Annotated in this window: 19 protein-coding genes, 1 pseudogene and 2 riboswitches; of the genes and pseudogenes, 13 read left to right on the top strand and 7 right to left on the bottom strand. The window is 64.9% G+C overall.

Going from position 1 to position 20,776, the window contains the following annotated elements; translation table 11 throughout:
* Positions 1-31 precede the first annotated feature (31 nt).
* From PTE30175_RS15295 to PTE30175_RS15305, 3 genes are all read left to right on the top strand, one after another.
* Positions 32-1,684: an amidohydrolase gene (locus PTE30175_RS15295; RefSeq protein WP_150697921.1), complete on the top strand. Its 1,653-nt coding sequence runs from the start codon at positions 32-34 to the stop codon at positions 1,682-1,684.
* Positions 1,681-2,712 carry a CobW family GTP-binding protein gene (locus PTE30175_RS15300; RefSeq protein WP_150697922.1) on the top strand — a complete coding sequence of 344 codons (1,032 nt, stop codon included), beginning with the start codon at positions 1,681-1,683 and terminating at the stop codon, positions 2,710-2,712. Before PTE30175_RS15295 ends, PTE30175_RS15300 begins: the two co-directional genes overlap by 4 nt.
* 203 nt (positions 2,713-2,915) lie before the next feature.
* Positions 2,916-3,902: a patatin-like phospholipase family protein gene (locus tag PTE30175_RS15305; protein WP_224788799.1), complete on the top strand. Its 987-nt coding sequence runs from the start codon at positions 2,916-2,918 to the stop codon at positions 3,900-3,902.
* A gap of 53 nt (positions 3,903-3,955) precedes the next feature.
* Here PTE30175_RS15305 and PTE30175_RS15310 read toward each other — a convergent pair whose 3' ends face one another.
* The 4 genes from PTE30175_RS15310 to ruvA all read right to left on the bottom strand — a co-directional run bounded on the left by PTE30175_RS15310 (position 3,956) and on the right by ruvA (position 8,008).
* Entirely contained in the window at positions 3,956-4,936 is a 981-nt protein-coding gene (locus PTE30175_RS15310; protein WP_150697924.1) for a M14 family metallopeptidase, read from the bottom strand.
* A 34-nt stretch (positions 4,937-4,970) separates the two neighbouring features.
* Positions 4,971-6,287, bottom strand: coding sequence for an MFS transporter (locus PTE30175_RS15315; RefSeq protein ID WP_150697925.1), 1,317 nt, complete (start codon positions 6,285-6,287; stop codon positions 4,971-4,973).
* Positions 6,288-6,446: 159 nt separating this feature from the next.
* Positions 6,447-7,352: a LysR family transcriptional regulator gene (locus tag PTE30175_RS15320; protein ID WP_150697926.1), complete on the bottom strand. Its 906-nt coding sequence runs from the start codon at positions 7,350-7,352 to the stop codon at positions 6,447-6,449.
* Positions 7,353-7,426: 74 nt separating this feature from the next.
* Positions 7,427-8,008 carry a Holliday junction branch migration protein RuvA gene (ruvA, locus tag PTE30175_RS15325; RefSeq protein WP_150697927.1) on the bottom strand — a complete coding sequence of 194 codons (582 nt, stop codon included), beginning with the start codon at positions 8,006-8,008 and terminating at the stop codon, positions 7,427-7,429.
* Positions 8,009-8,104: 96 nt separating this feature from the next.
* A riboswitch (glycine riboswitch) is annotated at positions 8,105-8,213 on the top strand.
* Positions 8,214-8,313: riboswitch (glycine riboswitch) on the top strand.
* A gap of 62 nt (positions 8,314-8,375) precedes the next feature.
* On the opposite strand from ruvA, the gene PTE30175_RS15330 reads away from it, so the two are divergent.
* Positions 8,376-9,620, top strand: a complete 1,245-nt coding sequence (locus PTE30175_RS15330) for a D-amino acid dehydrogenase (protein ID WP_150697928.1) — start codon at positions 8,376-8,378, stop codon at positions 9,618-9,620.
* Positions 9,621-9,623: 3 nt separating this feature from the next.
* On the opposite strand, the gene PTE30175_RS15335 is transcribed toward PTE30175_RS15330, so the two are convergent.
* Entirely contained in the window at positions 9,624-10,571 is a 948-nt protein-coding gene (locus PTE30175_RS15335; protein WP_150697929.1) for a LysR family transcriptional regulator, read from the bottom strand.
* Between the two features lie 198 nt (positions 10,572-10,769).
* On the opposite strand from PTE30175_RS15335, the gene gtdA reads away from it, so the two are divergent.
* From gtdA to PTE30175_RS15365, 6 genes are all read left to right on the top strand, one after another.
* Complete coding sequence (gene gtdA / locus PTE30175_RS15340; protein ID WP_150697930.1) at positions 10,770-11,816, top strand: gentisate 1,2-dioxygenase; 1,047 nt, start codon at positions 10,770-10,772, stop codon at positions 11,814-11,816.
* Positions 11,817-11,952: 136 nt separating this feature from the next.
* Positions 11,953-12,651: a fumarylacetoacetate hydrolase family protein gene (locus tag PTE30175_RS15345; RefSeq protein ID WP_150697931.1), complete on the top strand. Its 699-nt coding sequence runs from the start codon at positions 11,953-11,955 to the stop codon at positions 12,649-12,651.
* Positions 12,652-12,718: 67 nt separating this feature from the next.
* The gene (maiA, locus tag PTE30175_RS15350; RefSeq protein WP_150697932.1) at positions 12,719-13,360 is read left to right on the top strand and encodes a maleylacetoacetate isomerase; all 642 of its coding nucleotides are present in this window, start codon (positions 12,719-12,721) and stop codon (positions 13,358-13,360) included.
* A gap of 34 nt (positions 13,361-13,394) precedes the next feature.
* Entirely contained in the window at positions 13,395-14,600 is a 1,206-nt protein-coding gene (locus PTE30175_RS15355; protein ID WP_150697933.1) for a 3-hydroxybenzoate 6-monooxygenase, read from the top strand.
* Positions 14,601-14,747: 147 nt separating this feature from the next.
* The gene (locus PTE30175_RS15360; protein ID WP_150697934.1) at positions 14,748-16,085 is read left to right on the top strand and encodes an MFS transporter; all 1,338 of its coding nucleotides are present in this window, start codon (positions 14,748-14,750) and stop codon (positions 16,083-16,085) included.
* 206 nt (positions 16,086-16,291) lie between these two features.
* Positions 16,292-17,230 carry a 2-hydroxyacid dehydrogenase gene (locus PTE30175_RS15365; RefSeq protein ID WP_224788800.1) on the top strand — a complete coding sequence of 313 codons (939 nt, stop codon included), beginning with the start codon at positions 16,292-16,294 and terminating at the stop codon, positions 17,228-17,230.
* Between the two features lie 37 nt (positions 17,231-17,267).
* Here the strand turns inward: PTE30175_RS15365 and PTE30175_RS15370 are convergent, their stop codons facing one another.
* Positions 17,268-17,519 (bottom strand): hypothetical protein, encoded by a 252-nt coding sequence (locus PTE30175_RS15370; protein ID WP_150697936.1) that lies wholly within the window; start codon positions 17,517-17,519, stop codon positions 17,268-17,270.
* 302 nt (positions 17,520-17,821) lie between these two features.
* Between PTE30175_RS15370 and PTE30175_RS15375 the strand changes: the two genes are divergently transcribed.
* Positions 17,822-18,355 (top strand): cytochrome b, encoded by a 534-nt coding sequence (locus PTE30175_RS15375; RefSeq protein ID WP_150697937.1) that lies wholly within the window; start codon positions 17,822-17,824, stop codon positions 18,353-18,355.
* 6 nt (positions 18,356-18,361) lie between these two features.
* On the opposite strand, the gene ftrA is transcribed toward PTE30175_RS15375, so the two are convergent.
* Complete coding sequence (ftrA, locus tag PTE30175_RS15380) at positions 18,362-19,351, bottom strand: transcriptional regulator FtrA (RefSeq protein WP_224788793.1); 990 nt, start codon at positions 19,349-19,351, stop codon at positions 18,362-18,364.
* A gap of 101 nt (positions 19,352-19,452) precedes the next feature.
* Here ftrA and PTE30175_RS15385 point away from each other — a divergent pair, with 101 nt between their 5' ends.
* Both PTE30175_RS15385 and trxB read left to right on the top strand, forming a co-directional pair.
* On the top strand, positions 19,453-19,797 hold the full coding sequence (locus PTE30175_RS15385; protein WP_150697939.1) for a DUF3088 domain-containing protein: 345 nt from the start codon (positions 19,453-19,455) through the stop codon (positions 19,795-19,797).
* Positions 19,798-19,808: 11 nt separating this feature from the next.
* Positions 19,809-20,726, top strand: a pseudogene (trxB, locus tag PTE30175_RS15390) (thioredoxin-disulfide reductase); the annotation flags it as partial.
* Between the last annotated feature and the right edge of the window lie 50 nt (positions 20,727-20,776).

Consider the following 20,776-nt stretch of genomic DNA (forward strand, 5'->3'; position numbering starts at 1 on the left):
GACCATGTCACCGACGCCCATGCCATCGAAAATGCCATTGAACGAAACCCGACGCGACATTACCGTTTTCGTCGCGCGCCGCATCCTCACGCAGAATCCGCGCCAGCCGCACGCCACCCACGTTGCCGTGCGCGACGGACGCATCCTCGCCGTCGGCGACCTGGACGACGTCTCGGCATGGGGGCCGTGCAACATCGACGAGACATTTCACGACAAAGTGCTCATGCCCGGACTCGTCGAGGGCCACTGCCACCTGATGGAAGGCGCCATGTGGGACGCCACCTACGTCGGGTATTACGACCGGCGCGGGCCTGACGGCACGTTATGGCCCGGACTGAAGACGCTGGATGCGGTCATTGCGCGGTTGCGCGAGGCGCGAGCGGCAATGCAGGACGACGGGCCCCTGCTGGCTTGGGGATTCGACCCGATTTTCTTCGGCACGGCACGCCTGTCGGCGCGTGAACTGGACACGGTCTGTGCCGAGCGTCCGATCGCCATCCTGCACGCCAGCGTGCACTTGATGAACGTCAACAGTGCGATGCTGAGCCTCGCGGGCATCGACGAAGACACCGACATCGACGGGATCGCACGCGATGGCGACGGGCAGCCCACCGGCGAATTGCAGGAGTTCGCGGCGATGTTTCCGATCTATCAGGTCATCGGCGCGAAGCTGTCAATCGCGGCGAGCGAAAAACCGCACGCCGTCTGGAATTTCGGGCGCGTGGCGCAACTGGCTGGGGTCACTACGGCGACCGATCTCGTCAACGATCTGTCCGAGACCGGCAATCGCACCTTGCGCGAAGTCACGTCCGACCCGGACTATCCGGTGCGGATCGTGCCTGCGCTTGCGCCTCAACGCAGTCCGTCGCTGGGCGCCCGGGGACTGCGCGAGGCGATCGCCGCCAACACGGACAAACTGCATTTCGGCCCGGTCAAATTCATCGTTGACGGATCAATTCAAGGCTTCACCGCGCGCGTGCGCTGGCCCGGCTACGCGGGCGGCCAACCGAACGGACTGTGGCTGATCCCCCCCGAACAGCTGGTCGAGACGTTCCTGCCGTTCCATCGCGCCGGTCTGCAGCTGCACATCCACACGAATGGCGACGAGGCGACGGACGTCGTGCTCGACGCCATGGAGACAATGCTCGCGCAACACCCGCGCCCCGATCATCGGCACACGCTGCAGCATTGCCAGATGGCCGATGCCGCGCAGTTGCGGCGCATCCGCTCGCTCGGCATGTGCGTCAATTTCTTTGCGAACCACATCTACTACTGGGGCGACGCGCATTACACGCAGACGATGGGCCCCGACCGGGCGAGGCGCATGGATGCCGCAGGCTCCGCGCAACGGCTCGGCATTCCGCTCGCCTTGCACTCGGACGCGCCGATCACGCAGCTGAGCCCGCTGTTTACCGCGTGGTGCGCGGTCCGGCGGGAAACGTCGTCAGGGCGCATTCTCGGGGAATCGGAACGGCTCACGGTCGATGAAGCGCTGCACGCGATTACCCTCGGCGCCGCCTATACGCTGGGCCTCGACGACCGGATCGGCAGCATCGAAGTCGGCAAATATGCCGACTTCGCCGTGCTGGACGAGGATCCAAGCGCCTGTGCGCCGCATGCGCTGAAAGACGTGCCCGTGTGGGGCACCGTACTCGGCGGCAAAGTGTTCCGCGCGCCGCGATGAGCACGGAAGCGTTTGAGGTGCGCGCGCCGATCGATCTGATTGTCGTCGGCGGCTACCTCGGCGCCGGCAAGACGACCGTCGTCAACGCATTGCTCACCGAGCCGCACGGCAAGCGCATCGCCGTGCTCGTCAACGATTTCGGTGCGGTCAACATCGACGCAAAGCTCGTGCGCACCCGCACCGACGACGTGATCGAGCTCGACAACGGATGCATCTGCTGCACCATCGGCGGCGCGCTGGTGGATGCCCTGACACGGCTGGAAATGCGGGACGATCGTCCGGACGTGCTCGTCATCGAAGCAAGCGGGGTTTCCGACCCCGCAAAGATTGCCCAGATCGGCCTGCTCAATCGCGCGTTTCGCCTGACTGCCGTGCTGACCGTGGCTGACGCCGTCAACTTCGCGCAGACCCTGGGCGATCCCCGTGTCGGCAGTATGGCGCGCCAACAGCTGGACGGCGCAAGCGCGGTGATCGTCACCAAACTGGATCTCGTGCCGCACGCCGCTCGCGCCGGCGTGCTCGCGCGCGTTCGCGCGCAGGCGGCCACCGACATCGTCGTGGCGGCCGACCATGGCGCGATTCCTCCGGCCTTGGCCTTCGACGCAGCGCATGCCGACAGCCGCCCCGCCGCTGCGTCGATGTTCGTGGGATCCCGTGACGGAAGGTGGCATCCGCGCATCGCCATGCCTGCATTCGAGAGCCTGGCGTTGCCCGCCCCCGGTCCGCTGGACAAAGGTCGTCTGAAGGCATGGCTGAAGCAATTGCCGCGCACCATCCTGCGGGCGAAAGGCATCGTGCGGCTCGCTCGCCCGGGCGATGCGGACGGCCCCGCGCACGTGGTGCAGGTGGCTGCGCGGCGGCTGCAAATCACGCTGGCGGATCACCGGATGACACAATGTGCCACGCCGTTGGCGGCGGCGCCGAAGGACGTCCTTGTCTTCATTGGATGGCTCGATGCGGATACGATCGTCGCGTTGCGGCAAGGTCTGGCATCTTGCGGCACGCTGGCGCCAGCGATGGTTGCGTGACGACACCCGCGTTTGGCGCGGTTGCCGATTTCATTTTTATCTGAGAGAGTGCAGATATCCCGACGTCTATCGCGGTCTCACGATCGCTTAGCCGAGGTTCTATGCCGCGCATTCTTTCCGGCGCCAACGCCCGGGCTGCCGCCACGCCGGAAGGCGCCGCGCAGGCTGGGGCCCCGCATGCCCCCTTGAAGATCGATCTCGCGCTGCAGGGCGGCGGTGCGCACGGCGCCTTCACCTGGGGGGTGCTCGACCGGCTGCTCGAAGCGCCGCGTCTTCAGATCGAAGGCATTTCGGGGACTTCGGCCGGGGCGATGAATGCGGCCGTACTGATCTCGGGGCATGCCCGAGGCGGCCCGGACGCCGCCCGCACCGCCCTCGACCATTTCTGGCGCGGCGTCGCTTCGGCGGGGCAATTCAGCCCGTTTCGCCGCATGCCCTTCGATGTCATGGCCGGGCGCTGGTCACTCGAAAATTCGCCGTTGTTCACCCTGTTCGATCTCGCTGCACGCGTCGTCTCGCCTTACGACCTGAGCCCGGTCGATTTCAACCCGCTGCGCCGGCTGCTGACGGAACATATCGATTTTCCGGCGCTGGCCGCGTCCTCGATCCGCTTGTTCGTCACCGCGACCAACGTGCGCACGGGGCGCGGGCGTGTGTTCCGCAACGCCGACCTCACCGAAGACGCGCTGCTCGCCTCGGCATGCCTGCCAATGCTCTATCACGCAGTCGAAATCGACGGCGAAGCATACTGGGACGGCGGTTACACCGGCAACCCCACGATCACGCCGCTGATCCGCGAATGCGAATCGAATGACACGCTGCTCGTCCAGGTCAATCCGGTCGAGCGTGCGTCGGTACCGCGTACGGCACGCGAGATTCTGAACCGCGTAAACGAGGTGTCATTCAACGCGACCTTGCTCAAGGAATTGCGGATGATGGCCTTGCTCCGGCAAGTGGCCGACGCCGGCAGCCCGGAGGGCAGACGCTGGGCGGGCATGCGAATCCACCGCATCGCCAGTGACATGATCGTCACGCTCGGCTCGACGTCCAAGCTGAACGCGGAATGGGATTTCCTGGTGATGCTGCGCGACGAGGGCCGCCGGTGCGCGCAGGCATTCCTCGAAGCGCATGCGGGCGATCTCGGCCATCGCGCGTCATACGATCTGGATGCCCTGCTCGATTGCGTCTGACGGCGCTGCCGGGCATCCTGAGCGGGCGCGAGACGGCCCCGCCCTCGTTAGCGTTAGCGGTCCAGCAGGCGCCCCAGCCGCATCAGCGTCACGCCGACACCGAGGTGCCGCAACGACGGCTGCACGATCACGCAGTTGTCGTACGGCGTCACAATCGGCTCGCCGCCGTCGCGCGCAATCTCCGTGCCTGCCTTTTCGATGACTTCCAGCCCGGTGAACGGCTGGGAGAACGTGAAATCCATCGTGCGCGCGATCACTGGCTGCGTGATCTCGACGAACTTCTGCTTCACGCGCGGTTGCGTCAGCCATTCCGATACGTCCGCTTCCGCCACCACGCCCGCATGCAGCAGAAAACGCGCAGCGCAGTCCAGCGCGACTTCCCGCGCGCTCTTCGCGAAATGCTGGCCTGTCTCGATCAACAGGGCATTCTTCGGGCTCGAAGCATCGCCAAAACCGCCGAAGTCGCGCAGGCGCGTGCCGTTCGCGTGGCCCTTGTCGATGATGACATGCTCAGGCGTACCCAGTTCCGCCGCCAGCGCAATGGCCTTGTCCAACGGCCCCGTCATCATCAACGGCGCGGAGGCTTCATGCATGGAGTGGATGTCGAGGAGCAGGTCGACCGTATCCAGGAACGGCCGCATCGCACGCGCACGCGTCAGTTCACGGCTCGTGCGCGGACCGTCCAGCGCCGCCGTACTCCATACGCGGTTCATGTCTTCGTCCAGAAAACGCGTGGCGTCGGCGTTCTCGGCGCTGAATTGCTCGTACGCGCCAACGTTGCCGAAGCCGAAGCTCAGACGGCCGGCGACCGGCCTCAGCCCCGACGCGAGCAGCGTATCCACGGCGATCGCGCCGCTGACCTCGTTGCCGTGCGTGAGCGCCAGGATCATGACGTGCATGCCCGGCTTGCCGCTGTCGAAGGTGTGCACATAATCGATGCCCGTGTTGCCCGCCTTCCAGCGAGTGATGTCGGGAAAGGAAACTTCGATCGGATACGCCGGCAAGGCAGCGCGGATCGCTTCGAGCGTGGTCATGTCAAGGCTCCGGGAGGGGTGCGATATCAAACGGTTATCGTGCGGTGGCCGCAGCCGTGGCGCGCGCGCCGTGCATGCGGCGGCCCAGCGCGACGACGGCCCAAATGCTCAGCACAGCCGTGCCCATCACGTAGTAGCTCGGCGCGAGCTTGCTGTGCGTGGCGCCGATCAGCCAGGTCACGATCAGTGGGGCGAAACCGCCGAACAGCGTCACCGAGAAGTTGTACGAGAGCGCCAGGCCCGTGCCGCGCGTGCTCGTCGGGAAAATGTCCGCGAGCAAGGCCGGCAGCGGGGCCAGGCTGGCAGCGATCAGCAAGCCGACCAGCGCCTGCACCGCGAGCAGGGTGCCGAAGGTCGGGAACAGGTTGAGCAGCAGGAACAGCGGATACGTCGTCACGCCGACGAGCAGCAACGCCCACAGCATCACGCGCAAGCGCCCGAAACGGTCCGACATCGCGCCCACGACGGGCGCCGCGATCATCAGCATGACGCCGGTGACGACCGCGCCGACGAACGAGGACGTGGCCGGAATGTGCAGTTGCTTGACGGCATACGTCGGCATATAAAGCTTGTGGACGTAATTGAAGGCCGTCGCGGCGGCAACCACGCCCGCGCCCAGCAGCATGTTCCGGCGGTCGCGGCCGAACACTTCCCTGAGCGGCGACTTTTCTTTCTGCGCGGCGCCCAGCTTCTTGAAATCGGCGGTTTCGTCAATGTTGCGGCGAATATACAGACCCACCGGCCCGATCAGCAGACCGATCGCGAAGGCGACGCGCCAGCCCCACTCGGTCAGTTGATCGTGCGAGAGGAACTGGCTCAGCAGGGCCGACACGCCCGCCGCCAGCACAGTCGCCAAGCCCTGTGTCGACATCTGCCAGCTCGCGAAAAAGCCACGGCGCTTCGCATCGGCATGTTCGACCATGAATGCCGTGGCGGCACCGAATTCCCCGCCCGTCGAGAAACCCTGCAGCATGCGTGCGACGATGATGATGATCGGCGACACAATGCCGATCTGTTCGTAGGTCGGCGCGAACGCGATCATCGCGGTGCCGAGCATCATCAGGGCGATCGAAACGGTCAACGATGCCTTGCGGCCGGCGCGGTCGGCATAGCTGCCGAGGATGATCGAGCCCAGCGGTCGTGTAACGAAGGAAATGCCGAACGTGCCCACCGACAGCAGCAACGACGTGGTCGCGTCGTGCGACGGGAAGAACAACTGCCCGATCACGATAGCGAAATAGCCATAGATCAACAGATCGTAGAATTCGAGCGCGTTGCCGATGCTGGCGGCGCAGATCTCGCGCCAGGGATTGTGAGGCGCCGGCGCGGCGCTGCGGGTGTTCTTGGTCATGCCCTGCTCCTCTTGATCGCTGGCTGGGGATTTGGCGAACCGTCCCCGAAATGCGGGGCAAGACGGCGCCCTGCCAGTCTGAAGGAGCGAAGTGTAGACGGCGGAAAATCGGGCTTTGTGCCGTTTCGGCACGGAAATCTGCTTTTTCGGGCGAAGCCGTCAGTCGTCAGCGTGACCGGCGGCCAGTTGCGGCCAGAGCGCGTCGAGCACGGGATGCGCATCGTGCCTGCGCCGATACAGGGCGATGTCGAAGCCGGCCTGCCATTCCGGGCCGCCGACGACTGCGAGGATGCCGCGCGAGACGTCGTCCTGCACCAGCCGATGCGGCAGCCACGCGATGCCGGTCCCGCGGCGCGCCATCGCGAGGATCGATTCATAGGAATCGGCCTGATACACGGGGCGCAGCGCCGGACGGTTCGGCATTTCCGCCAGATGCCGCGCCAGCACGGCCCGTAACGTCAGCGTCCGGGCAAAGGCGAGCCACGGCAGCGGATCGCTGCCCGCCGGCAGGTGAAACAAGGCCCGCCCGCGTCCGTCGAGCGCGCTCACAGGCACCAGGCGCTCCCGCGCCACCGGCAGCCAGTCGAAACGATCGCGGTCGATCAGCAGCCGCGTATGCGGACTCGAATAGACAATCAGCAGGTCCACCTCGCCTGACGCCAGCCGGAGGATCGCCTCCTCGGCCCCGCTCGTGGTCAGCGTCGCCGTAAAGAAGCCTGCGCGACGCACGGCATCGTCATACCAATCCGGAAAATAGGTGGCGGCGAGCGTGCGGCCCGTGGCAATCTTCAGATTGTTCTCAAGCGCCGGCGCGGCGTCCTGCAACTGGGTGCGCGCGCCGTGCAGGATTTCCAACGCGTTGGTGGCCGCATCGAGAAAGACCGTGCCCGCCGGCGTGAGTTCGAGCGGCTTGGACCGTTCGATCAGACGCGTGCCGACCCACTCCTCGAGGGCGCGGATGCGCCGCCCGAAGGCAGGATGGGTCACGAACCGGTTCTCCGCCGCGCGCGTGAAGCTGCGCGTGCGCGCCAGTTCAACGAAATCTTCGAGCCATCTCAGTTGCACGGGGTGACTCCTGTGGGCTGCACGGTCAGCCGCAGGCGCAAGCACGCCCCGCCCACCGGCGACACGTCAGTCCCTCAAGCCTTCGAGAGCGCCTTGAGGGCATGCTTGATGCCGTCCGACACGCTCGCGCCCTCCGGCACCGTCTTGACGGCCGCCAGCGCTTCCTTGTCGGAATAGCCGAGGGCCAGCAGCGCATTGACGACATCGCTCTTGTGATCGTGCGGCATGGCGGTGCCCGGCGCTGTGCCGAGTTCCGCGCCCAGCTTGCCCTTGAGCTCGAGCAGCAGGCGTTCGGCAGTCTTCTTGCCGATACCCGGGATTTTCGTCAAGCGGCCGGCCTCCTGCAGGGTGACGGCCTGCGCGAGGTCGGCGACGCTCATGCCGGAGAGGATCGCCAGCGCCGTGCGCGCACCGACGCCGGAAATCTTCAGCAGCTCGCGAAAGGTATTGCGCTCTTCTGCGCTGCCGAAGCCGAACAGCAGCTGGGCGTCTTCGCGCACGATGAACTGCGTGAGCAGCGCCACACGCTCGCCCATGTGCGGCAAATTGAAGAAAGTGCTCATCGGCACCGAGAGTTCATAGCCGACGCCCTGGCAGTCGACCAGGATGTGGGGGGGATTCTTTTCCAGCAGGACGCCGGAGATGCGGCCGATCATTGGGATTCCGCCAAGGAGATAACGATGGCGGCAAGTGTAGCAATTAATTTTCCTCGCAGCGCCGCAAACGTTCGTGATATAAATCGCCTCAGCAAGAACGACGCTGCAGGAGAGACTGGCGGCGCATGACGCGATCATGCGCCGGGCCGGCGCCGACGGAGCAACCACCCCGGAAACTCTCAGGCAAAAGGACTGTAGCGCCGCCGCAAACTCTGGAGAGAGGCGCTTCGGGCGCCCACCGAAGGGGATGGCACACCGCCGTCAGGTGCGCCCAAGCTCTCAGGTACCGTGACAGATGGGGTAGTCGGCCGCCAATCGTGCAGAAATGCATCAAGGCCGGCTCAACCCGTCATTCACAGGACCTGTCATGCCGCACATCCTCGTGCTCGGCGCCGGTATTACCGGCGTCACGACCGCTTACACCCTCGCCGAACTCGGCTATTCCGTCACCGTCATCGACCGTCACCGCTATGCGGCGATGGAAACGTCGTTCGCCAACGGCGGCCAACTCTCGGCCTGCAACGCCGAAGTGTGGAACAGTACCGCCACGATCCTCAAGGGCCTCAAGTGGATGCTGCGCCGCGACGCGCCGCTGCTGCTCAATCCCGCGCCGTCGTGGCACAAGTACTCCTGGCTTGGCGAGTTTGTCGGCGGCATCGCCCACCATCGCGAGAACACGATCGAGACGGTGCGTCTTGCGATCGCCGCACGCGCCCGCATGTTCGAGATCGCCGAACGCGAAGGCATCGATTTCGACCTGGAAAAACGCGGCATCCTGCACTTCTATCACGACGCAGAATCCTTCTCCGCTGCCGTTCGCGGCAATACCTTGCTCACGGCCGGCGGACTCGAGCGCTACGCCGTGACCCCCGAGGAAATCACCGCCATGGAGCCGGCCCTGCAAGGGCGTTATCACGGCGGGTTCTATACCCCGTCGGACGCCACGGGAGACATTCACAAGTTCACGCGCGGCCTCGCCGACGCCTGCCGCAAACGCGGCGTGACGTTCCATCACGGCGTGATTGCCGAAACGCTGCGCGCTGATGCGGGTGGCGTGCGCGCCATCCTGCGCGCGGCCGATCCGCTCGATGCAACCCCCTCGGATACGCCCGAGACCATCGAGGCGGATGCGCTTGTCGTCTGCGCAGGCGTCGGCAGCCGCGACGCCGCAGGACAGCTCGGCGACCGCATCAACGTGTATCCGGTGAAGGGCTATTCGATCACGGTCCACCTCGACGACGAAGCCAGTGTCGCCGGCGCACCGTGGGTCAGCCTGCTCGACGAGAGCGCGAAAATCGTCACCAGCCGTCTGGGCGCGTCGCGCTTTCGCGTGGCCGGCACCGCCGAATTCAACGGCTATAACCGCGACATTCGTGCCGATCGCGTGGAACCGCTGGTGCAGTGGGTGCGGCGCAATTTCCGCATCGATACGTCTCGCGTGGTGTCCTGGGCCGGGCTGCGGCCAATGATGCCGGACATGATGCCGCGCGTCATGCGTGGCCGGGCGCCGCGTGTTTTCTACAACACCGGCCACGGCCACCTGGGCTGGACCCTGTCCGCCGCGACGTCGGCATCGCTCGGCGCGTTGGTGTCGCAGCATCTGCCGGCGTAGGCCCTAAGCGCTTTCCCCCCCGTCACTGACGGCCCGGTCCGCGGCCCGGCGCAGGCATTCGAGCGCCGTGGCCACGGCCACGCGCGCGAGTCCGTCTTCACGCCAGTACATCGAGACCGACCCGAAGCCCGCCAGCCGCAGCGGCACGATCCGCAGCGCGCCCAGTTCCTCCAACCGGCGCGCCGTGCGGTGAGACTGAAGCCCGATCATGTCGCTGTGGTTGAGCAGCGTCAGGTTCAGCACGGTCGAGTTGGATTCCACGCTGTCGGCCGGAAACGGATGCCCCGCCGCCGCCAGCGCCGTCTCCAGCGCGTTGCGGATCGGCGTGCCGCGCGGCCAGACCACCCACCGGAACGGCTGCAGGTCGGGCCAGTCGAGCGTGGCCACTGTCTCGCGCGCAAACAGCGGATGGCGCGGCCGGGCCACGAAATGCAGCGGCTCAAGGTAAAGCGACTCCGTCAGCACTTGGCGATCATGCAGCTCCGGTGCGGAACGTCCGACCACGATGTCCAGTTCGTTATGCGCCAGCTGGCTCATGAGCCGGTCCATGGTCGTCTCGACCACGCGCACCTGCGCCCCCGGCAAGCGCTGCAGCAGTTGCAGCACGGCCAACGGCACCGTATCCGCCGCTGAGGCGCCGGACGTGCCGATCACCACCAGGCCGCTGCCCCCCTCCCGCATGGCGTCCAGATCGTCGCGCGCGGTGTCGAGCTGCGCCTCGATCCGGCGTGCATGGGCGATCAGCGACTCGCCATAGGGGGTCGGCCGCAATCCGCGCGCCAGACGCTCGAACAACGGCAGGCCGATATCGTCCTCCAGATCCTTCAGCCATTTCGACAAACCCGGTTGCGTGGTGTTGAGCATGGCCGCCGACTGACTCATGTTGCCCGTCTCGGCCAGACTCAACAGCATCTGCAGGTTTCGCAGCCGCAGGCGTTGTGTCCAGTCCATCGTCCCGCCTCCATTTTTCCCTCGCCCCCGCCGTTCCAGCCATACGATTTTTCGTATGGATATGACGAATATTTCATTTCAATCTTCATATGTCGGCGAGTATAACGTGAGTCATAGACCGAACGCACAGACCTGATTGGCCCCCGTCCCACCCGACGAACGGCAACCGCAGGCGCCGACATCAACACGGAGACTTGCATGAACGATCGCGCTCCCAGCGCTGAACGCGCTGCCTACTACGAACACATCGGCCGCAGCCACATGACGCCGCTGTGGGAATCGCTGCATTCGCTGGTCCCGCCGCATCCCCGTCCCCGCATCGTGCCTGCCATCTGGAAATACGAGCAGGTGCGGCCGCTGGTCATGGAAGCGGGCAAGGTCATCAGCGCGGAAGAAGCCGTGCGCCGCGTGCTGATTCTCGAGAATCCCGGCACGCCCGGTCAGTCGAGCATCACCGGTACGCTGTACGCCGGGTTGCAACTGATTCTGCCCGGCGAGATCGCACCAAGCCACCGCCATACGCAGTCGGCATTGCGCTTCATCGTCGAGGGCAAGGGCGCATGGACGGCCGTCAACGGCGAGCGCACCACCATGCGTCCCGGCGACTTCATCATCACGCCGTCGTGGACGTGGCACGACCACGGCAATCCCGTTGAAGCCGACGGGGGCGAGCCGGTTGTCTGGCTCGACGGCCTGGATATCCCGCTCGTGCAGCAGTTCGACGCCGGTTTCGCAGAGAACTATCCCGAATCGCAGCAGCCGGTCACCCGCCCGGAAGGCGACAGTTTCGCGCGCTTCGGCTACAACATGGTGCCCGTGCGCCATCGCGTCACGGACCCGACGTCGCCGATCTTCAGCTACCCGTACGACCGCTCCCGCGAAGCGCTCGATCAACTCTTTCGCAACGGCGAACTCGACGCCTGGGACGGCATCAAGCTGCGCTACACGAATCCCGTGACCGGCGGCTGGCCGATGCCGACGATGGCGACGTTCATGCAGTACCTGCCTGCCGGCTTCGAAGGAAAGACATACCGCAGCACCGATGCCACCGTTTTCTCCGTGGTCGAAGGCCGCGGCACGGTACGCATCGGCGATGCGCAGTTCCAGTTCGAGCCGCGCGACGTCTTCGTCGTGCCGTCATGGGCGCCCGTACAGCTCGCCGCCATCGACGACGCCGTGCTGTTCAGCTACTCGGACCGCCCCGTGCTCGCCGCGCTGAACCTGTTGCGCGAATCGCGCACCTGACGCCGCGCGGGGATGCGCGTTCGATCCCGGTCGATCCGCTCCCCGCCGGCTCCCGAAAACCGCTTCGCCGGATAACGACGCCGCCCCGCGCGCCCTCCGGCCGGCCCCGTGTTTCCATTTTTCTGAGGCAACGACCATGTCCTACGTTTTCCCGCCGCCCGCCACCGTCGCAGTTCCCGTCGCCGGCAGCGACGCGCAGTTCGCCGTGCGCCGCGTCTATTGCGTCGGCCGCAACTACGCCGCGCACGCCCGCGAAATGGGCTTCGACCCGGACCGCGAGCCGCCGTTCTTCTTCTGCAAGCCGGCCGATGCCGTGATCCCGGTCGCTTACGGCGAAACGCTTGAACTGGCGTACCCGGCGCAAACGGCCAACTATCACTTTGAAGCGGAACTGGTCGCGGTGATCGGCAAGGCCGGGTCGGACATTCCGCTGGAGAGCGCGCTTGAACACGTGTGGGGCTACGCGGTCGGCCTCGACATGACGCGCCGCGACCTGCAGATGAAGATGCGCGAGATGGGCCGTCCGTGGGAAATCGGCAAGGCATTCGATGCCTCCGCGCCGATGGGGCCGATCCATCCGGTCAGCGAAATCGGTCATCCGGCGCATGCGGGCATTTCGTTGACCGTTGACGGCGCGCGAAAGCAGAAAAGCGACATCACACACCTGATCTGGTCCGTCGCCGAAACGGTGTCATACCTGTCGCAATTCTTCCGCCTGGAACCGGGCGACCTGATCTTCACGGGAACGCCCGAAGGCGTGGGCGCGGTGAAGGCCGGCGAGACGATGGTTACGGCCGTCGAGGGTCTCGGCGAAATCAAGGTCCATATCGTTTGAGGCGCCGGTTACGCGTTCGCCGGCATTGGCCGGCGCCGGTGCCGGCGAACGCACCGCGAGACACATCATGCAGCTTTACAGTTTCTTCAATAGCTCGACGTCCTACCGCGTGCGCATCGCGCTCGGTCTGAAGGGCGTCGCGTTCGATACCCTGCCCGTCAACATCCGTGTCGGCGAGCATCGCGACGAGACGTACGTCGCCACCGTCAATCCGTCGGCCGTGGTGCCGGCGATCGTCGATGGCCAGTTCTCGCTCGGCCAGTCGCTTGCGATCATCGATTACCTCGACGCGGCGTATCCGGAACCTCGCCTGATTCCGCAAGACACCGAAGCGCGGGCTCGCGTGCTGGAGCTGTCGAGCCTGATCAGCTGCGACATCCATCCGGTCAACAATCTGCGCATCCTCAAGTATTTGCAGGAAGTGCTGAAGGTGTCGCCGGAACAGAAGGACGCCTGGTACCAGCACTGGATCGCGCAAGGCATGGCCGGCGTGGAGCGTCTGCTCTCGCGCCACAGTCACGGCCAATGGTGCTTTGGCGATGCGCCGACCCTCGCGGACGTGTGCCTGATTCCACAGATCGCCAACGCGCAACGCATGCGCTGCGACCTGTCCCGCTATACGCGCGCGATGGCGATCTACGCGCACGCAATCGAACATCCCGCATTCGCTCAGGCGGCGCCCGCCATGCAGCCGGACTATTCCGCATAGACGAACGGGAGGAGGCATCATGCGAGGAGGCATCATGAATACGCAGCAACGCAAAGTCATCATCGTCGGCGGCGGCATCGGCGGCCTGGCCGCGGCCCTGGCGCTCGCGCGCCAGGGCGTACGCATCGAACTGCTTGAGCAGGCGGAGAAGATCGGCGAAATCGGCGCGGGCATCCAGCTCGCCGCCAACGCCTTCGCCGCGCTCGACGCCCTCGGCGTCGGCGATGCAGCGCGCAATCGTTCGGTGTTCACCGATCAGCTCAAACTGATGGACGCCATCGATGCGAAGGAAATCGCCGTTGTCGACGTCGGCGACGCCTATCGCGCGCGCTTCGGCAATCCGTACGCGGTGATCCATCGCGCCGACATCCATCTGTCGATTCTCGAAGCCGTGCAGGATCACCCGCTGATTCAGTTCCGCACCGCCACGCGCGTCGAACGTCTCGAACAGGATGCCCAGGGCGTGACAGTCATCGATCAGCATGGCGAACGCCACACGGCCGACGCCGTGGTCGGTTGCGACGGCGTGAAGTCCGCGATCCGTCACGCGCTCATCGGCGACGAACCGCGCGTGACCGGCCATGTGGTCTATCGCGCCGTGGTCGACGTGGAGAACATGCCGGCGGACCTGCAGGTCAACGCGCCTGTCGTGTGGGCGGGCCCGCATTGCCATCTGGTGCACTACCCATTGCGCGGCGGCCAGCAATACAACCTCGTCGTGACATTCCACAGCCGCGAAACGGAAACGTGGGGCGTGCGCGAAGGCAGCAAGGCCGAAGTGCTGTCGTATTTCGATGGCATTCATCCGCTGCCGCACCAGATGCTCGATCGCCCGACGTCGTGGAAACGCTGGGCGACCGCCGACCGCGATCCGGTCGAGCAATGGAGTTTCGGCCGCGCCACGATTCTCGGCGACGCCGCGCATCCGATGACGCAATACGTCGCGCAAGGCGCATGCCAGGCGCTTGAAGATGCCGTCGCGCTCGGCGCTGCCGTGGCAAAGACCGGTGGCGATTTCGAAGCCGCGTTCCAGTTGTACGAACAGGCCCGCATCCCGCGCACCGCGCGCGTATTGTTCGCCGCCCGCGACATGGGCCGCATCTATCACGCGAAAGGCGTCGAGCGGCTCGTACGCAACTCGCTGTGGGTCGGCCGGACGCAAACGCAGTTCTACGACGCGCTGCAATGGCTGCACGGCTGGCGCGCCGAAAACTGCCTGAATCCGGTGTCCTGGCTGTAAATCGCGGTCTGCACCGCAATTGCAGCAAGTGCAAAAAGCGCAGTCGCACCCACAAAAACAAGCGACGCGAGCCGGACCTTTCGATTCATTTTTTGCGGCAGCCTCCGGGTCGCCGCCGCCCCCTACAGGCACACGGAGGAGACAACCATGCCTGCAATCCCCCCCATCAACGTGACGGCGTTCATCGATCGTCATCGCTTGTCGCCGTTTCAGGTCATGACGGTGGTGTTGTGCTTCCTGATCGTGGCGATCGACGGCTTCGACACGGCCGCCATCGGCTTCATCGCGCCAGCGATCCGCGCTGAATGGCAACTGACACCTGCCCACCTCGCGCCGTTGTTCGGCGCCGGGCTTGCCGGCCTCATGGCAGGCGCGCTTATCTTCGGCCCGCTGGCGGACCGCTTCGGCCGCAAGCGCGTGCTGATCTTCTCGGTGGTCTTCTTCGGCTTCGCGAGCCTCGCCTCGGCAGGGTCCGGCGACCTCTGGCAATTGATCGCCCTGCGCTTTCTCACGGGCCTCGGACTGGGCGGCGCAATGCCCAACACGATCACGCTGACCTCCGAGTACTGTCCGGAGCCGCGCCGTTCGTTCCTCGTTACGACAATGTTCTGCGGCTTCACGATCGGTTCGGCCATCGGCGGCCTCGCATCGGCGTGGCTCGTCGAATCCTTCGGCTGGCGCTCGGTGCTGCTGACGGGTGGCGTCATGCCGCTGGTGCTGAGTCTGGTCCTGATCTGGAAGCTGCCGGAATCGGTGCGATTCCTGGTCATCGCGCGCAAGCCTGTCGAACGGATCGTCGCGCTGCTGCAACGCGTCGCCCCGGCGGAAGATCTGCGCGGCGCCACGTTCGCGGTGCCTGAGCGCGCCCCCGGCTCACCTGTCAGCCATCTCTTCAAGCCGGCCTTCCTGCGCGGCACGCTGCTGTTCTGGCTGACGTTCTTCATGAGCCTGCTCGTGATCTATCTCCTTTCGAGCTGGCTGCCGACGCTGTTGCGCACGACCGGCTTGTCGCTGCGCACCGCAGCGATCGTCGCCGCCATGTTCCAGGTCGGCGGCACGCTCGGCGCGATCGTGCTCGGTTGGCTGATGGACCGTTTCAACCCGCACTACGTCCTGAGTGCGAGCTATGCGCTGGCCGGCGTGTGCATTGCGACGATCGGCGCGTTGGCCACCTCGCCGCTGCTTGTCTCGGTGGCCGTATTCTTCGCCGGCTTCTGCGTGTCGGGTTCGCAAGTCGGCGCGAATGCGCTGTCGGCCAACTTTTATCCGACCGATTGCCGCGCAACGGGCGTGGCTTGGGCCAACGCCGTCGGCCGGCTTGGCTCGGTGGTCGGTTCGGTCGGCGGGGCCACGATGCTGTCGCTGGGCTGGTCCATGCCGGCTTTGTTCGCCGCCATCGGCGTGCCTGCCCTGCTGGCCGGCATGACCATGTTGACGCTGGGGAGATTTCGCGCACGACCGGCGCGAAACCCGGTTCCCGCTTGAAGTTTTACCCACCGGAACGACCTCGAAGGCGTCCGTCGGGAAGTCTCGAGCAAGGATTCATCTTTCCCGCTACAGTGTCGCAGTTGACGCAATGCACAATGCGTCGCGTAGCGGTACGGTGCGGCACGTGGCCTCAAGGGCGGCGTGCCGTTTCTGCCTTGCGGCCACCGCAATGGCGAAGATGACGAATCCTGCGGAGATTCATGGTGTTGCCCTCCCTACTGGTACTGATCCCCCTCAAGCCCGAGTATCTGGAACGCCTCGGCGCCCACTTCCACGTCATTCACGATCCCGGTTTCGATCCATCCGATACCGGCTGGGGCGACGCCGACGCACATATCCGTTTTGTGCTGACGAATGGTGCGCGCGGCCTGCACAAGCAGGAATTCGCGCGCTTGCCCAAGCTGGAGTTGGCGGCCGCACTCGGTGTCGGTCATGAAAGCATCGACCGCAAAGCCGCCGCAGCGCATGGCGTCAAGCTGGTCAATGGCGCGGGCAGCAATGCCGATTGCGTGGCCGATCACGGTTTTGCGCTGCTGCTTGGCGCGGTGCGCTTCGTGCCGTCATTCGACGCCGCGTGCCGCAAGGGTGTCTGGCGCGACGCGCTGCCGACGCCACCGAATTTCTCCGGCAAGCGCATGGGCATTGTCGGCCTGGGCGCCATCGGCAGCCGCTTCGCGGTGCGCGCCGAGGGCTTCGGTATCGATATCGGCTATCGCAACCGCAAGGCGCGTGACGATGTGCCGGAACATTATCGTTACTTCAATAGCGTGCGCGAACTCGCCGAATGGGCCGACTATCTGGTCGTGACCGCCCCGGGCGGCCCGGATTCGCATCACCTGATCAATGCGGAAATCCTCGACGCGCTTGGCCCTTCGGGATATCTGGTCAATGTGGGACGTGGCAGCTCGGTCGACACGGCGGCACTTGCCGAGGCCCTCAGGGACAGGCGGATCGCCGGCGCCGCGCTCGACGTCTACGAGGGTGAGCCTGCACCGCCTGCCGAGTTGATCGGGTTGGAGAATGTGGTGTTGAGTCCGCACGTCGGCGCACGGTCCCCCGAAGCGGAGGACGCCGCGATCACGCTATTCATCGAGAACGCCAACCGGCATCTCGCCGGACAGCCGCTGCTCACGCCGCTGTAATCGCCGGTGCCGCCTGACGCGCGGCCTGGCGTCCGTCTCAATGATTGTCCATGCCGTCCAGGCTGCGCTCCGGCGTGGGCTTGAGCGTGACGCCGTCCTGCACGGGTTCAAGTTCGACACTGCTGAGCGCCTTGTTGCAAGCGAAGGTCGTATCGCACGTCGGGCATCGCACCCGTGCGTCGGACGCCAGATATTGCCGCATGTGCTCAATGTCGGGCGTTGTCGCCGCGACAGGAAAACGCGCGAGGCACGCCGGACACACGACGAAGCCGGTATGCATGGCATGCATGGTCTACCTCCTGGAATGCGGCGGTCACCGGACGTCATTTGCGCCTCACCCGAAGCGCAATTCGCATCCATTCTGCGCTGCGGTGCCGGTGACTGCAAGACACGCGATACGGCCGGCGTAAGCCGGACTTTGCCACGCAAGCCACAACGCAGGCAAAATCGGCCCTGGCTTGGCGCAGGATGAACGCCTCGGTCTTGGCGCCGGCGAACCGCGCTCACGCGCGAAACACTTCCCGCCCTAATTCCTGGCTAAGCATTGCTGATGCATAGTTCAGGCATCGCAGTTTCGACGAGGAAAGCATCATGCACCGGTCACAGCAATACGATGGCTTCGCTCGACTCCTGCACTGGGGCGTCTTGATCGTTTTGGTCGCGCAGTACGGGGTCGCCTGGACCATGCCCGACATTGGGAAGGACACCTTGCCGGTGGGTCTGGTGGCATGGCATTTGTTGCTCGGGACAGCCATTCTCGCCCTCACGGTGATTCGCGCCGTCTGGCGCCTGAGCCACGCTGCCCCGGTCAGCGTCGCGTCGCCGACGTTGCGTTTTCTCGCGCGCACCGGCCACCTTGGGCTTTATGCGCTGCTGTTTGCAGTCCCGGTGATGGGGTGGATTAATGCGTCGTCGAGAGGCTATGCGGTCACGCTGCTGGGTGTTGTTCCGCTGCCGGCGCTCTCGCCGGTGGGCTCGGCGCTGGGACATGCATTCGGCGATATTCACGCCATTGCGTCGTATGTGCTGATCGGACTCATCGGTGTGCATGTTTTGGGCACGCTTTACCATCAGCTGGTTTTGCGGGACAACACGCTATCCCGCATGTTGCCTGGGCGTGATTAGAGGCGTTCAGTCGCCCCCTGCCAAATTGAATCGTCGCCGATAATGGTGGGGGCTGGTTCCGAGCCGTCTTCGAAAATGATTTCTCAGTGTTGCCGCCGAACCGAAGCCGACTTGCTCGGCAATGTTTTCCACGGGTAAGTCGGTCTCTTCAAGCAACTCGCGCGCCCGGTTCATTCGCTCCGTCAGCAACCACTCCCCGGGCGACACGCCCAAGGTGCGCGCGAAATGCCTTTGAAAACTGCGAGCGCTCATTGCGGACTGCGCGGCCATTCGAAGGATTGACCAATCTTCGCCCAGCGTTGCGCGTACGGCATCCGTCAACGGCGCCAGGGGCGAGCCGCTGCGCTTCGACACCGGCCCTTCGATATATTGGGCTTGGCCGCCCTCACGATGCGGCGGCATGACGAGCCGGCGAGCCACATGATTTGCGGCTTTTGGCCCAAGATCCCGCCGAATCAGGTGCAGGCATAAATCGATTCCCGCCGTGCTCCCTGCCGAAGTGAGCACGTTGCCGGCGTCGACATACAGCACGTCCGGTTCCACTTGAATTTTTGGATATCGTGACGCAAGCGCCGCGACATGCCGCCAATGCGTCGTCGCGGATTTGCCGTCCAGCAACCCTGCCGCCGCAAGCGGGAACGCCCCCGTACAGATCGACATCACCCGAGCGCCGCGCTCATGCGCTTTTCGCAGTGCGAGACAAAGCGCCTCCGGGACAGGTGCGTCTATGCCACGCCACCCCGGGACGATGATGGTCTTCGCTTCATCCAGAAGTTCGAGACCGCCGTCGGCCTGCACGCGAATGCCTCCCGCCCCGCGCAGCACCCCCGGTTCTGCGGCACAGGTGGCGAATCGATACCACGTGTCACCCATTTCCGGCCTTGGAAGGCCGAAGATTTCGACGCTACAGCCATATTCAAACAGGCTCAGGCCGTCGTACACGACGACGGCAACCAGACCGGCATCCGAAGACGCGGGCGAATGCTTCTTTGGCATGATTTGCACGGATATAGGCATTGATGCCACTCGTGCCCACATTTTGCACTGGATAAACTTCGTTTCGCAAGTCGATCAAGGCGTTTTCCAGGAGAGAGAAAATGAAAGACCAATTGTTTATTCTTCGCCCCGGCTTTTTCAAGGAATCGGAAGGTCCGTTCTATTGCGGCGATTCCGTGTCAGTGGAAGGACTGCTTGGGTTCTACCCGCAATTGCGCCACGCGGTGGATGTCGTTTACGTCGACGCTGCCCGCCCGCGCGTGCCGATTGTCAAGTTGATCGGCGAGGATAACCAGTCCGCCCCGGTGCTCGTCCTGAGCCCGGAGAGCGGCCCTGCCTGCGACGGTGTGGACATTCGCGTTTCCGGCGAGATGCGATTTATCGACTCCCCGGACCATATTCGCCGGTACCTGTCCTCGAAATACGGCGTCGCACATCAGGCGTGACGTTCATAGGGCGAAGCACTCTGCAGCCCGTGCTGATCACCGGCATGGCCCAAGGCGGCCAGCTGATGACCACCACTGACGTGGAAAACTGGCCGGCCGACCCCAACGGCGTTCAGGGCCCGGAACTGATGCAGCGCTTTTTGGACCACGCCGAGCGCTTCAACGCTAAAATCATCTTCGATCAAATCCATACCGCCAAGCTGACCGAGCACCCGATCCGCCTGGTCGGCGATGTTGGCGAATACACCTGCGATGCGCTGATCATTGCCACCGGCGCCTCGGCCCGGTACCTCGGCCTGCCGTCCGAAAAGGCCTTCATGGGCCGCGGCGTGTCGGCCTGCGCCACGTGCGACGGATTCTTCTACAAGGATCAGGAAGTCGCAGTGGTCGGGGGCGGCAATACCGCCGTGGAAGAAGCGCTCTACCTGTCGCACATCGCCAGCAAGGTCACCGTGATCCATCGCCGTCACAAGTTCCGCGCCGAGCCGATCCTGGTCGATCGCCTGCTGGCGCGCGAGCAGGAAGGCCGAGTCGAAATCCGCTGGAATTCGGTGCTGGACGAAGTGGTCGGCGAAGCGGCCGGCGTGACGGGCATCAAGGTACGCAATGTGCAGACTGACAGGGTCGAGGAGATTCCGTTGGCTGGCGTGTTCGTCGCCATCGGCCACAAGCCCAACACCGATCTGTTCGAAGGCCAACTCGAGATGCGCAACGGCTATATCGTGACCAGGAGCGGCCTGGCCGACGATGCCACGGCCACCAGCCTTCCGGGCGTGTTTGCCGCCGGCGACGTGCAGGACCACATTTACCGTCAGGCCATCACGAGCACCGGCACGGGTTGCATGGCTGCGCTCGATGCACAGCGCTTCCTGGAACGCGCTTCAAGTGTGCATGCGGACCGAGGTGCTTCCGTAAGCACCGCGTTCTGACGACGGTGCAGCGCCCGCGTGGATGCCGGGCTTTACGCGTTCACCGTCGC

This window comes from Pandoraea terrae (genome assembly GCF_902459695.1).
Classification (GTDB): Bacteria; Pseudomonadota; Gammaproteobacteria; order Burkholderiales; family Burkholderiaceae; genus Pandoraea; species Pandoraea terrae.